The organism is Methyloceanibacter superfactus, from assembly GCF_001723305.1.
Taxonomy (GTDB): domain Bacteria; phylum Pseudomonadota; class Alphaproteobacteria; order Rhizobiales; family Methyloligellaceae; genus Methyloceanibacter; species Methyloceanibacter superfactus.
Window position 1 is genome coordinate 77,841 of the sequence record NZ_LPWF01000029.1, and the last position, 12,051, is coordinate 89,891.

The 12,051-nt window shown below is 63.4% G+C and carries 14 protein-coding genes and 1 tRNA gene; 1 reads left to right on the forward strand and 14 read right to left on the reverse strand.

The genetic code is table 11. From position 1 onward, the window contains the following. Window positions 1–3: 3 nt before the first annotated feature. From ccoP to AUC69_RS11920, 5 genes are all read right to left on the reverse strand, one after another. Window positions 4–867: a cytochrome-c oxidase, cbb3-type subunit III gene (gene ccoP / locus AUC69_RS11895; protein WP_069442343.1), complete on the reverse strand. Its 864-nt coding sequence runs from the start codon at window positions 865–867 to the stop codon at window positions 4–6. A 3-nt stretch (window positions 868–870) separates the two neighbouring features. Beyond that, on the reverse strand, window positions 871–1,047 hold the full coding sequence (locus AUC69_RS11900) for a cbb3-type cytochrome c oxidase subunit 3 (protein ID WP_069442344.1): 177 nt from the start codon (window positions 1,045–1,047) through the stop codon (window positions 871–873). A 10-nt stretch (window positions 1,048–1,057) separates the two neighbouring features. Next, window positions 1,058–1,792, reverse strand: coding sequence for a cytochrome-c oxidase, cbb3-type subunit II (ccoO, locus tag AUC69_RS11905; RefSeq protein WP_069442345.1), 735 nt, complete (start codon window positions 1,790–1,792; stop codon window positions 1,058–1,060). Window positions 1,793–1,801: 9 nt separating this feature from the next. Further along, window positions 1,802–3,475: a cytochrome-c oxidase, cbb3-type subunit I gene (gene ccoN, locus AUC69_RS11910; protein ID WP_083239388.1), complete on the reverse strand. Its 1,674-nt coding sequence runs from the start codon at window positions 3,473–3,475 to the stop codon at window positions 1,802–1,804. 511 nt (window positions 3,476–3,986) lie between these two features. Then, window positions 3,987–4,079, reverse strand: a tRNA-Ser gene (locus tag AUC69_RS11920). Between the two features lie 262 nt (window positions 4,080–4,341). On the opposite strand from AUC69_RS11920, the gene AUC69_RS11925 reads away from it, so the two are divergent. Beyond that, window positions 4,342–5,073, forward strand: a complete 732-nt coding sequence (locus AUC69_RS11925; protein WP_069442348.1) for a hypothetical protein — start codon at window positions 4,342–4,344, stop codon at window positions 5,071–5,073. 41 nt (window positions 5,074–5,114) lie between these two features. Here AUC69_RS11925 and AUC69_RS19410 read toward each other — a convergent pair whose 3' ends face one another. The 9 genes from AUC69_RS19410 to gatA all read right to left on the reverse strand — a co-directional run bounded on the left by AUC69_RS19410 (window position 5,115) and on the right by gatA (window position 12,051). Continuing rightward, window positions 5,115–5,246, reverse strand: a complete 132-nt coding sequence (locus AUC69_RS19410) for a hypothetical protein (RefSeq protein ID WP_342018584.1) — start codon at window positions 5,244–5,246, stop codon at window positions 5,115–5,117. Further along, window positions 5,204–5,371, reverse strand: coding sequence for an SEL1-like repeat protein (locus tag AUC69_RS11930; RefSeq protein ID WP_342018585.1), 168 nt, complete (start codon window positions 5,369–5,371; stop codon window positions 5,204–5,206). The genes AUC69_RS19410 and AUC69_RS11930 overlap by 43 nt, the downstream gene beginning before the upstream one ends. 135 nt (window positions 5,372–5,506) lie before the next feature. Beyond that, window positions 5,507–7,231 (reverse strand): ArnT family glycosyltransferase, encoded by a 1,725-nt coding sequence (locus AUC69_RS11935; protein ID WP_069442349.1) that lies wholly within the window; start codon window positions 7,229–7,231, stop codon window positions 5,507–5,509. A 111-nt stretch (window positions 7,232–7,342) separates the two neighbouring features. Beyond that, the gene (locus AUC69_RS11940) at window positions 7,343–8,317 is read right to left on the reverse strand and encodes a quinone oxidoreductase family protein (RefSeq protein WP_069442350.1); all 975 of its coding nucleotides are present in this window, start codon (window positions 8,315–8,317) and stop codon (window positions 7,343–7,345) included. A 52-nt stretch (window positions 8,318–8,369) separates the two neighbouring features. Continuing rightward, a complete protein-coding gene (gene gatB / locus AUC69_RS11945; RefSeq protein ID WP_069442351.1) occupies window positions 8,370–9,842 on the reverse strand; it encodes an Asp-tRNA(Asn)/Glu-tRNA(Gln) amidotransferase subunit GatB in 1,473 nt (490 codons plus the stop codon). 9 nt (window positions 9,843–9,851) lie between these two features. Continuing rightward, window positions 9,852–9,986, reverse strand: coding sequence for a chorismate mutase (locus AUC69_RS19065; RefSeq protein WP_280136646.1), 135 nt, complete (start codon window positions 9,984–9,986; stop codon window positions 9,852–9,854). Continuing rightward, entirely contained in the window at window positions 9,983–10,126 is a 144-nt protein-coding gene (locus AUC69_RS19070; protein WP_280136647.1) for a chorismate mutase, read from the reverse strand. The genes AUC69_RS19065 and AUC69_RS19070 overlap by 4 nt, the downstream gene beginning before the upstream one ends. A 45-nt stretch (window positions 10,127–10,171) precedes the next feature. After that, window positions 10,172–10,567, reverse strand: a complete 396-nt coding sequence (locus AUC69_RS11955; RefSeq protein ID WP_069442352.1) for a RidA family protein — start codon at window positions 10,565–10,567, stop codon at window positions 10,172–10,174. Further along, entirely contained in the window at window positions 10,564–12,051 is a 1,488-nt protein-coding gene (gene gatA / locus AUC69_RS11960; RefSeq protein WP_083239389.1) for an Asp-tRNA(Asn)/Glu-tRNA(Gln) amidotransferase subunit GatA, read from the reverse strand. Before gatA ends, AUC69_RS11955 begins: the two co-directional genes overlap by 4 nt.

Consider the following 12,051-nt stretch of genomic DNA (forward strand, 5'->3'; position numbering starts at 1 on the left):
AGGCTACTGACCGCCGCCAAGCGAGTGGACGTAGATGGCAAGTTCCTTGATCGTCGCAGGATCGAGGCGCCCCGTCCAGGCCGGCATCATGCCGCCGCGGCTATTGGTAATCGTCTCCACGACGGTCGCCTTGTCTCCACCGTAGAGCCAAAGTTCGTCAGAGAGGTTCGGCGCACCGAGCGCCTGATTGCCTTTGCCTTCCGCGCCATGACACATAGCGCAGTTGGCGGCGAAAATCACCTGGCCGCGCTTCGCGGCCGCGTCGTCTCCGGCATTGCCGGAGAGAGACAAGACATACTCCGCCACATCGGAAACCTGATCCGGCTTCAACATGCCGAGCTTGCCGAAGGCCGGCATCTGGCTGTTGCGCGTCGTGGGGTCTTCCGCCCGAATGCCATGGCTGATCGTTTGATGGATGGCATCGAGCGAGCCGCCCCACAGCCACACGTCGTCGCGCAAATTCGGATAGCCGAAGGCACCTTGCGCGCCACGGCCATGACACGGCGCGCAGTTGTCGCCGAATGCCGCCGCACCGCCAGCCATTGCGAAGTTCAGAAGCTCGGGATCGGCCTGGATGGTCGCCAAGTCGGCGCTGGCGATCTTATCCCGGAATGTGGACTTGTCGGCCTGCGCGGCTTCCAGATCCTCGGAGACCTTCTCGCGCTGGCTATAGCCGAGAACGCCCTTGCTGTAGCTCGAGACCAGCGGCCACGCCGGATAGACGATCCAATAGCCGATTGCCCAGATGATGCAGGCATAGAACGTATAGAGCCACCATTTGGGCAGCGGCTTGTTCAGCTCTTGGATGCCGTCCCATTCATGGCCGGTCGTGCCGGCATCCCCTGTATCGCCGTCTTTCTTGGCCATGGCTCAGTCGTCTTTCTCGTTCTTTGGCTCAGGGTCCTGCTCGAGAGGCAGCTTCGCCGCCTCTTCGAAACGCTTCTTGTTGCCGGGCCAAAACGCATAGACCAGAACCCCGACGAACAGGGCGATGAAGAACAGGAGCGCAGCCACCTGGCTGATCGATGCCACTTGCTCATAGGTCATCGTGCTATCCTCACCTTAGGTTCGGTCCGGCGGCGTCGAACGTCGCGAAATCGACCAGGGTCCCGAGCATCTGCATATAGGCAATCAGCGCATCGAGCTCGGAAACGTAACCCGGCTCACCGTCGAACTCCCTGACCTGCGCCTTGGGGTAACGCGCGAGGAACTCCTTGAGCCCCTCCGTATTGGCGCCGGCCTGCAGCTCGACGTCCGTCTTGGCGCTCTCGATCATCTCTTCGGTATAGGGCACGCCGACAATGGCGCTGACCTTCAGGCGCTCCGCGATATCGCCATAGTCGAGCTCACGCTTGGCGAGAAACGGATAGCCAGGCATCACCGATTCCGGCACCACGGCCCGCGGGTCTGTCATGTGGGCGCGGTGCCATTCGTCGGAATATTTGCCGCCGACGCGCGCGAGATCCGGACCCGTGCGCTTCGACCCCCATTGGAACGGATGATCGTACATGCTCTCGGCGGCGAGGCTGTAATGGCCGTAGCGCTCGACCTCGTCCTTCAGCGAGCGGATCATCTGGCTGTGACAAAGATAGCAGCCCTCGCGAACATAGATGTCGCGACCGGCCAGCTCGAGCGGGGTGTAAGGCCGCATGCCCTGCACCTTCTCAATGGTCGAGCTCAGCCAGAACAGCGGCGCGATCTCGATCAGGCCGCCAATGGCGACAACGATGAGAATGCCGATCAGTAGAAGGACCGAACTTTTCTCGAGGACTTGATGTTTTGCCCAGCTCATCTCATCCCCCTACTCGGCCGGTGCCGTATATTCGCCTGGCCGGAATTCAGGCGCCGCGGCAACTGCCGGCTGATCCCTCGCGTCGACAGGCTCATCGCCGCGGGCCGTGCGCCATAGATTATAAGTCATGAGCAGCGCGCCGATAAGGAACAGCAAGCCGCCGGCCGCACGGATCACGTAGAAGGGATGCATGGCCTCTACGGTCTCGACGAAGGAATATTCGAGGAAGCCGAGGCTGTCGTAGGCCCGCCACATCAGCCCTTGCAGGATGCCCGACACCCACATGGAGGTGATGTAGAGCACGATGCCGAGCGTCGAGATCCAGAAGTGCCACTCCACCAGCCGCTGCGAGTACAGAGCCTTGCGATGCCAGAGCCAGGGCACGAGGCAATACAGCGCCCCGAAGGTGATGTAGGCGACCCAGCCGAGCGCGCCGGAATGCACGTGGCCGATGGTCCAGTCGGTGTAGTGCGACAGCGCATTCACCGACTTGATGCTCATCAGCGGCCCCTCGAAGGTGGACATGCCGTAGAAGGCGACGGCCACGATGAGCATGCGGATGACGGGATCGGTCCTGAGCTTGTCCCACGCGCCTGACAGCGTCATCAGGCCGTTGATCATGCCACCCCAGGACGGCATCCACAGGATGATGGAGAAGGTCATGCCCAGCGTCTGCGCCCAGTCGGGCAGCGCCGTGTAATGCAGGTGGTGCGGACCGGCCCAGATATAGATGAAGATCAGCGACCAGAAATGGACCACCGAGAGCCGGTACGAATAGATCGGCCGCTCGGCGCGCTTCGGCACGAAATAATACATCATGCCGAGGAAGCCGGCGGTGAGGAAGAAGCCGACCGCGTTGTGGCCGTACCACCACTGGGTCATGGCGTCCTGCACGCCGGAATAGATTATGTAGCTCTTGGTGCCGACGAGCGAGATCGGGACCGCCAAGTTGTTGACGATATGCAGCATCGCGACGGTGACGATGAAGGCGAGATAGAACCAGTTCGCGACGTAAATATGCGGTTCGCGGCGCTTGGCGATCGTGGCCACGAAGACAAGGAAATAGACCACCCAAACGGCGGTGAGCCACAGATCCACGTACCACTCGGGCTCGGCATATTCCTTCGATTGGGTGACACCGAGGACGTAGCCGGTGGCGGCCAGCACGATGAAGAGCTGATAGCCCCAGAACACGAACCACGGAGACCATTTGCCGGCGAGCCTCGCGCGGCACGTGCGCTGCACGACATAAAATGACGTCGCAATCAGCGCGTTACCGCCGAAGGCGAAGATGACGGCCGAGGTATGCACCGGCCGCAGACGGCCGAAATTGGTCCAGGGCAGATCGAGATTGAGGACCGGAAAGGCCAACTGCCAAGCAATGACGTCGCCGATCAGGAAGCCGGCAAGTCCCCAAAAGACGGTGGCGATGACGCCGGCCCGGATAACGCCGTCCGCATAGCTCGTGGCGTCGTGCGGCTCCTTCTTCTCGATGATCTGCGTCAGCATATAGAGGAAGGAAAGGCCCGCGGCGCCCAGCAGAATGCAGCCGTGAAACGCGATCACCCGGTCTTCGCCGGCGAGAGCCAGAATCAGGCCGACGACAACGAGAAGTCCCGCCGCACCGAGCGCCAGGAAATCCGAGAACGCCTTCCACTCGTCACGCTGAAGCATTGCTGCCATTAGCCCATCCCCTCATCTTGGTGAGAATTGCTCTAGGCTGGAGCCCGGAACCTTGACCAAGATCAAACTCTCGACAGAGAGCCTGCGACAGAGGCACCAGGCCACGGCCATGGCCGAGCCGTTCGCCCTAGAAGCGTATCAAGGCCAAGGACAACCAGAGCGATCGAGCGCCCCTCGCTCAATCTAACTTCCTCTCGTCATCCCGAGCCACTATCATTGCAGAATTGTTCAGTGGGGGCACATGCGACTTTTAGTTGGAATCATTCTCGGCGCAGTGCTCACGATCATCGGCGTCTACATCGTGGACATGGGCGCCGACGGGACCGAGCAGCGGCACATGGTGAACTGGGACGTTGTCGGGGCGCGGATCAGCGACCTGACCTCGGGCCTCAAGCGATCTGGGCCGACTTCACCCGTGAGATCACGGGCCCCACCTAAGCCACGTCTTCATCGTGATTTTTGACGATCGTCGGGCCTGCGGCCCCGAGCTGGGTGCTTGCCTGCGCGCGGCTGGCGGAGACGGGGGGATTCGAACCCCCGATACGGCTTTTGACCGTATAACGGTTTAGCAAACCGCCGCCTTCAGCCTCTCGGCCACGTCTCCGTTCGACGCAAAGGCTTACTGATCCGGCGATGGGCGGTCAACACGACACCGTGCCCACCCGGCGAGATACTTGGCGCCTCACGCCAGCCGAATCCGGCGTCCGGGCCCGGCATTGTCCTGCGGCCCGCCACCGCGCCTTGCAAGCGGCTCATGAGAAATGGCTGGAAACGGCCTCTCGGTGGTCTATCGGCCCTTCTGTTTTGCTGTGCCCGAGGATGTGCTAGGATTTTCAGCACTTCTTCACGGGGATGACGGGATCACCATGGGCCGGCGTGCTTGCCCAAGACCGTTTCTACACGCGGCGCTTATCGCCGGCGCTCTCGCCTGCGCGAGTTCCGCCGCGCTCGCCGCCGACGCCGAGTATTGCGTCACCTGCAAGAACCCCGATCAGACCTATCGCTGCAAGATCACCGGCGTCGGCAAGAGGCCGACCGATGCGCTGAAGCTCTATTGCGTCATCCGCACCGCCAAGGACGGCAACCATGCCTCGTGCAAGGCGGAAGTCGCATCCGCGGCCTGCAACGGGCTGGCGAAGGTCTATAATTATGAAGGCCCGTCCCTGCCCCCGGAGGTTGCCGCCGACCCCCGCGTGAGAGAGCTCAAGCAAAGGGTCGACCAAGACCGGCGCACCTTCGCCGAGCCCACAGACAAGGCCAAGGGCGAAGCCCCGAAGACGCTCTTCGAGCTTGGCGGCCGCGCAGTGGACGCTTCGGCCAAAGGCTTGCGCGGCGCCCGTTCGGCTCTCGGCGGATCGTCCGATGATCCGGCCCCCGCACCCGCTAAGGCCCCTGCCCCGACGACGGGCTCGCTGCCTGTCGCAGCGCCGGCGCCCGCGCCGCAACCCACCGAGAGCGTCAGCACGGCCGGGCGCGTCAAACAGGCAGCCCAGAGCACAGGCTCAGCCGTGAGCGGCTTTGCGCGCAAGAGTTATAACTGTGTCCTCTCGCTCTTCCGCCATTGCAGCGAGGAAGCAGGAGACGGAGCACCGGAATAGCTCCGGCGCCCCTCCCCTTACGAGCAATCAATCTCTGAAAGCTAGTTGGTCTGCAGCCACTCGCGCGCGAGCTTCTGAGCCTCGGCGACCTGATCCGCCGACATCTCCTGGGCAAGCTCGAGGCGATAGGTCAGAGCCGTGGCGTTGCCCGCGCGGCGGCGAGGTTGAACCATTTGTGGGCCACCACGAGATTGGCATCCACCACCCGGCCCGTCGAATAGAGCATCCCCAGCTCGAACAGGGCGTCGGCCCCACCGGTCTGCGCCGCGAGCTCCATATGCCCAGCCGACATATCCATCCGTGCCATTTTTTGCGTCCCCCTTTGCACTCATCTTGGAACCTGCGTTTCCCCCGCAAAGGTTCATCGAGTGTTGTTCAACTTCAATACGGGGATCATGCGAGAGCACTTTCAACAACTCCTGAAGAGGCGTGATTAATGCAAAATAACTAAAGGTAAAATGCATGGTAATATTGGTTTACACTGCACGCGTTTGCGCGGGGTATTGATTAAGATTGGCGTTTTGAAAGATTCTCTTGACCATTCCGAGTCATGCGCCGGTAACCACGCAAAAACGTTGTCGGCTGGCCTGCGGAAAAAACTATTGCGGCGTGGCGCGGGACGGCGCCGTGAAGGTGACGCGCCAGGACCAGTCCCGGTCGGCCTTGGGCGAGCCGAAGGACGACCAGGGCACGCGGACCTCTTGCGATGCACCCGCGAGGCCCGACCCCATCTTGGCGAGTTCCGCCGCCGCGCCTTTTGGGGGTTCTTCACCCTCGGCGGCGCGCCAGACCAAGGCACCTGCCGTCTCGCGATCCACGGGGCGAACCGGAGGCGCGTAGTGCGGATTGCGCAGACAGACGATGCGCGCATCGGAAAGAGACGGCGGAGATTGCCGGCGTCATCGCGATTGGTCGCGATGACCGTCCCCGACCGGAAGCCACCCGCGCGCAGCGCCTCACCCAACCCGTCATAGGGAATCGCCATCCGGCACTTACCGCAACCGGGGCCCATCGAGTTCATCAGATCGTAGGCGCGCAGCGGCGCGACCAGCACGGTGAGCACGAGGATCAGCCCCGCCAGCACCTTCACCTTGCGCTCGGCGTTGCCGGTACGCTCCACGAGCACCAGCAGCCATAACGGGGTCAGCAGGAAGAACGGGTGCATGTAGCGCTCGAGATAATGCGTGGCTCCCGTCAGCAACGCCCCGAGAATCAGAAAGACGAACCCGCCAATCGTCATATGCAGCAGGAGCAGCGGCCAGTCCGGTGTGCTGCCCGGCCAGTCGCGCGGCCGCACGCTCTGTTTGAGCGCCGCCCATCCCTGCGGCACCATGCGCGGAAATCCCACCAGCAAGATCGCGATGAGAGGCAACAGAAAGCCGAACGGCGCATAGAGCGCGCCCACGAAGCCGATGGCCCTCGCCTTCAGCCACTCCGATGCTCTCGGGGCAACGGCATCGTCGAAGACGGCGACCAGGTCGCGTTGCCCCTTGATTAGCCAATACGTGAACGGCGCGGTGACGACCGCGGCCATGGCCAATGAGAGAAGCATCCGCCAATCGAGCAGCCGCGCCCGCAAGGCCGGCTGCAGAAGCGCACATATCAGCAGGATGACCAGAAAGCCGACGAAGTTGTATTTGCTGAGCAGGCCGAGGCCGATGAAGAGGCCGAACAAGAGATAGTCGCGCGCCCCACCCCGCTCCACCAAGCGCATGAAGGACCAGAACGACGCCGCGACCATGCAACTCAGCATCATCGTGTGCGTCACGCCTTCATGCAGGTTCCAACCAAACTGGAACAGCAGCAGCGGCGTCACGCCGGCGACGACTTGCCAGTGCCAGTCGCTGAAGATCCGCGTGGCGGCGAGATAGAGAAAGGCGAAGGTCGCGCTGAGCAGCGCGTATTTGATGAGAAGGAAGCTCAGGAGGTTCGGTCCGGTGAGCTGCTGCACCGACCACAGCACCCATTCATAGAGAGGCGGCTGCCGTTCGACATAGCCAAGCGACAATGTCTGGGCGAGCACATTGGCCATCGCATCGTCGAGCGTCAGGTTGTCGGACAACGCGAGCCGCATGCCGCCAAAGACGAGGCCGTAGACCGCCCCAATCAGGATGACGGCCCACAAGCCAAAAGACCGGCCCTGCGCTTGAACCGACATTGATGGTTTCCAACCCCGCGTTCGAGATTTCGGGTGCAAATAGAGCCCGTTACAGGTGCTGCATATCAGATTTATGTAAGGCGGCGCCCGGCCCGATGGCGAGCGCGCGCCTTACGGAATGAGGAGTGTCGACCCCGTCGTCAGCCGTCCTTCGAGCTCGCGATGGGCGCGCTCCGCCTCCGCCAACGGATAGGTCTGGTTGACGGCGATCTTCACCTTGCCCTTGGCGATGACGCCGAACAGATCGTTGGCGGTGGAGACCAGCTCCTTGCGGGTGGCGATATAATCGCCGAGCGCCGGCCGCGTGGCGAAAAGTGAGCCCTTCTGGGCCAGAAGATTGATCCGGAATTCCGGCACCGGCCCAGACGCCTGGCCGAAGCTCACCCACATGCCGCGCCGCTTGAGGCAATCGAGTGAGGCCGGGAAGGTATCCTTGCCGATGGAATCGTAGACCACGTCGACCCCCTCGCCTTTGGTGTAGTCCTTCACCTTCGCGACCACGTCCTCCTCGCGATAGTTGATGACGTGGGTGCAGCCGTGGGAGCGCGCGATCAGCGCCTTGCCCGACGAGCCGACCGTGCCGATCACCGTGGCGCCGAGCGAGGCCGCCCATTGGCAGGCGATCATCCCGACCCCGCCGGCCGCCGCATGAAATAGAAGTGTCGTCTCCGGCCCCACTTTATAGGTCCGGCGCAACAGATATTGCGCCGTCATGCCCTTGAGCATGATCGAGGCCGCGGTCTCGTCGCTCACCGTCTCGGGGATCCGCACCACGCGGTCCGCCGCGATCAGCCGCTCCTGCGCATAAGCGCCGACCGGCCCGGCATAGGCCACACGGCGGCCGACTTTCAAATCGCGCACGCCCTCGCCGATGGCGGTCACCACGCCGGCGCCCTCCATGCCGGGAATGAACGGCAGTTGGTCCTGAGGGTAGAGCCCGGTCCGGAGATAGACGTCGATATAGTTGAGCCCGATCGCGGTCTGCTTGATGCGCACCTCGCCGGGGCCGGGGTCGCCGACCTCGACCTCCTCCCACTGAAGCGCTTCGGGCCCACCATAGTCGTGGACGCGGATCGCATGCGTCATCGTCCAATCCCTCCGAGATGGGTCATAAGAGCGCTTTGGGCCGTAAAAGCGGCTAGTCGATGCCGAGCTTGGCTTTGAGCAGTTCGTTGACCGCCTGCGGGCTTGCCTTGCCTTGGGTCGCCTTCATCACCTGGCCCACGAACCAGCCGATCAGCGCCGGCTTCTCCTTGGCCTGCTCCACCTTGTCCGGGTTGGCGGCGATCACCTCGTCGACCGCCTTCTCGATAGCGCCGGTATCGGTGACCTGCTTCAAGCCCCGTGCCTCGACGATCTCCGCCGGGTCGCCGCCCTCGGTCCACACGATGTCGAACACGTCCTTGGCGATCTTGCCCGAGATGGTGCCGGACTTGATCAAATCGACGATGGCGCCGAGCTGATCCGCCGTCACCGGGCTATCGACGATGGTGCCGCCTTCCTTGTTGAGTCGGCCGAACAGCTCGTTGATGACCCAGTTCGCCGCCTGCTTGGCGTCGCGCCCCTTCGCCACCGCCTCGAAATAGTCGACACTTTCACGCTCCGACACGAGCACGTCGGCGTCATAAGGCGTGAGCCCATACTCGGCGATGAAGCGCGCGCGCTTCTCGTCGGGAAGTTCGGGCAGGTCTTTGGCGAGGTCGTCCACAAAGGCTTGCGTCAGCTCGAGGGGCAGCAGATCTGGGTCGGGGAAATAGCGGTAGTCGTGCGCCTCCTCCTTGGACCGCATGGAGCGCGTCTCGCCGGTCTTGGCGTCGAACAGCCGCGTCTCCTGATGGATCTCGCCGCCGTCCTCCAGAATCTCGATCTGCCGGCGGGCCTCATACTCGATGGCCTGGCCGATAAAGCGGATCGAGTTCACGTTCTTGATCTCGCAGCGCGTGCCGAACTCGTCGCCGGGACGCCGCACCGACACGTTGACGTCGGCGCGCAAACTGCCCTGCTCCATATTGCCGTCGCACGTGCCGAGATAGCGCAGGATGGTGCGCACCTTGCTCACAAAGGCGCGCGCCTGCTCGGACGAACGCAGGTCGGGCTTCGACACGATCTCCATGAGCGCCACGCCGGAGCGGTTGAGGTCCACATAGGAGAACTGCGGATGCTGGTCGTGCAGGCTCTTGCCCGCGTCCTGCTCCAGATGCAGCCGCTCGATGCCGACGATGACGCGCTCGCCACTCAGCAGGTCGACGATGACCTCGCCCTCGCCGACGATCGGATTCTTGTACTGGCTGATCTGATAGCCTTGCGGCAGATCGGGATAGAAATAGTTCTTCCGGTCGAACACCGAGTTCAGGTTGATCTGCGCCTTGAGCCCAAGCCCCGTACGGATGGCTTGTGCCACGCAACCTTCGTTGATCACGGGCAGCATGCCCGGCATGGCCGCGTCGACCAGGCTGACATGCGAGTTGGGATCGCCGCCGAACTCCGTCGAGGCACCCGAGAACAGCTTGGCGTTCGACGTGACCTGGGCATGGATCTCCATGCCGATCACCATCTCCCAGTCGCCGGTGGCGCCTTCGATCAGGTTCGACTTTTCCGTCTTGGCGTCCATGGGCCGCCGCTACTCCTTACGATCCGAACGCAGTCTTTCTTCTTCGTACTGGATGAACCAGCCGATCATCTGCCGCCACAACGCTTCCACCAGCTCCGGCGGCAAGTTGTTCTCGGTGGCGCGCGCCTTCACCTTGTCGATCACCTGCTGGATGCGCCAGGGCACCCGCGCGTCGGCCGGCGCGTCTTGAGCTGCCAGGCCCGGTCCACATAGGCGAAGCGCTCGCAGATGAGATCCACCATGGCCTGGTCGATACGATCGATCTCGACCCGGACCTCGTCCATGTTCTGGCATTTCTGAGCTTCGCGCGTGCATGGCAGACTCTCTGGTTATCCCGATGTCTCAGGTAGCACGGCTTCGACCTCGATCTCGACCAGCCAGTCCGGGCTGACGAAACGGGAGACCTGAAGGGTCGTGTTGGCGGGGCGAATGTCGCCGAAAACCTCGCCGTGAACCCGGCCCACCGCGTCGAAATCCGCCATGTCGACGAGATAGACGCGCGTGCGGACAACGTCCTTGAAGCTCGCCCCGGCCTCCGCCAGCGCCGCGCCGATGGTCTCGAAGATGGCGCGGGTCTGCGCCGCCGGATCGCCGATGGCCACGGGCTTGCCGCCCGAAGCGGCCGTGGTGCCGCTGACCGCCACGATATTGCCGACGCGCACCGCACGGCTGAAGCCGATCGTCTTCTCGTATGGGCTTCCGGAACTGACGAGACGCCGGCTCATGCTGATTTGCTCCACCAATCTGCGGGGCTAGGACGAGGCCCCGTCGCATCTTCGATCACCTGCGCTGTGCGGAACAGGGTCTCCTCGTCGAAGGCGCGGCCGATGAGCTGAAGCCCGAGCGGCGTCCCTTCCGACGATAGACCCGCCGGCACGGAGATGCCGGGCAGTCCCGCCATGTTCACCGTCACCGTGAAGATGTCGTTCAGATACATCTCGACCGGATCGCCCGACTTCTCGCCGAGCGCGAAGGCGGGACCCGGCGTGGTCGGCGTCAGGATCGCGTCGACCCCTTCCGAGGCCTGGTCGAAATCGCGCTTGATCAAGGTCCGCACTTTCTGCGCCTTAAGGTAGTAGGCATCGTAATAGCCGGCCGACAGCACATAGGTGCCGATCAGGATGCGCCGCTTGACCTCGGCGCCGAAGCCGGCCTCGCGCGTGTTCTCGTACATGGAAAGCACGTCGGCGCCCGGCTCGCGCAATCCGTAGCGCACGCCGTCATAGCGGGCGAGGTTCGAGGACGCCTCCGCCGGTGCGACAATATAATAGGACGGCAGCGCGTATTTGGTGTGCGGCAGGCTGACCTCTTTGATCTCGGCCCCCGCATCCCTCAGCCAAGCGATCCCCTGCTGCCACAGCGCCTCGATCTCCGGCGCCATGCCCGGCATGCGGTATTCTTTCGGGATGCCGATGGTGAGGCCTTTGACGCCCTTGCCGACCGCCGCCTCGAAGTCGGGCACGACCGCGTCCACGGATGTCGTGTCCTTCGGATCGTGGCTCGCCATGGCTTTCAGCAGGATCGCGGCATCGCGCACCGTGCGTGCGATGGGCCCCGCCTGATCCAGCGACGAGGCGAAGGCGACGATGCCCCAGCGCGAGCAGCGGCCATAGGTGGGCTTGATGCCGACGGTGCCGGTGAAAGCCGCGGGCTGGCGGATGGAGCCGCCGGTATCGGTCGCCGTGGCGCCCATGCACAAACGGGCGGCAACCGGCCGCCGACGAGCCGCCGGACGACCCGCCGGGCACGAGCTTCGCGTCGGAGCCGGACCGCGCCAGGGATTGATCACCGGGCCGTAATGGCTCGTCTCGTTTGGAGACCCCATGGCGAACTCGTCATTATTGAGCTTGCCGAGCATCACCGCGCCTTCCGCCCACAGATTGGTCGTGACCGTGGACTCGTAGGTCGGGGTGAAGCCGTCGAGGATATGCGAGCAGGCCGTGGTGCGGACGCCCTTCGTGCAGAACAAATCCTTGATGCCGAGCGGAATGCCCTCGAGGCTGCCGCCCTCGCCCTTGCCGAGACGGGCATCGCTCGCCGCCGCCATCTCCAACGCCCGCTCCGGCGTCGGCAGCACATAGGCGTTGAGCGCCGCGTTGGCCGCCTCGATGGCATCGACATGAGCCTGCGTCAGCTCGCGCGCCGTGAACGACTTGCCGCGCAAACCATCTCGCGCTTCGGCAATGGTGAGATCTGTCAGGTCGGTCAC

Excerpts from the sequence above, each read along its gene's own strand:
- ccoP (WP_069442343.1), bottom strand. The coding sequence starts at position 867 with ATGGCCAAGAAAGACGGCGATACAGGGGATGCCGGCACGACCGGCCAT.
- AUC69_RS11900 (WP_069442344.1), bottom strand. The coding sequence starts at position 1,047 with ATGACCTATGAGCAAGTGGCATCGATCAGCCAGGTGGCTGCGCTCCTG.
- ccoO (WP_069442345.1), bottom strand. The coding sequence starts at position 1,792 with ATGAGCTGGGCAAAACATCAAGTCCTCGAGAAAAGTTCGGTCCTTCTA.
- ccoN (WP_083239388.1), bottom strand. The coding sequence starts at position 3,475 with ATGGCAGCAATGCTTCAGCGTGACGAGTGGAAGGCGTTCTCGGATTTC.
- AUC69_RS11925 (WP_069442348.1), top strand. The coding sequence starts at position 4,342 with ATGGGCCGGCGTGCTTGCCCAAGACCGTTTCTACACGCGGCGCTTATC.
- AUC69_RS19410 (WP_342018584.1), bottom strand. The coding sequence starts at position 5,246 with ATGGTTCAACCTCGCCGCCGCGCGGGCAACGCCACGGCTCTGACCTAT.
- AUC69_RS11930 (WP_342018585.1), bottom strand. The coding sequence starts at position 5,371 with ATGGATATGTCGGCTGGGCATATGGAGCTCGCGGCGCAGACCGGTGGG.
- AUC69_RS11935 (WP_069442349.1), bottom strand. The coding sequence starts at position 7,231 with ATGTCGGTTCAAGCGCAGGGCCGGTCTTTTGGCTTGTGGGCCGTCATC.
- AUC69_RS11940 (WP_069442350.1), bottom strand. The coding sequence starts at position 8,317 with ATGACGCATGCGATCCGCGTCCACGACTATGGTGGGCCCGAAGCGCTT.
- gatB (WP_069442351.1), bottom strand. The coding sequence starts at position 9,842 with ATGGACGCCAAGACGGAAAAGTCGAACCTGATCGAAGGCGCCACCGGC.
- AUC69_RS19070 (WP_280136647.1), bottom strand. The coding sequence starts at position 10,126 with ATGGACGAGGTCCGGGTCGAGATCGATCGTATCGACCAGGCCATGGTG.
- AUC69_RS11955 (WP_069442352.1), bottom strand. The coding sequence starts at position 10,567 with ATGAGCCGGCGTCTCGTCAGTTCCGGAAGCCCATACGAGAAGACGATC.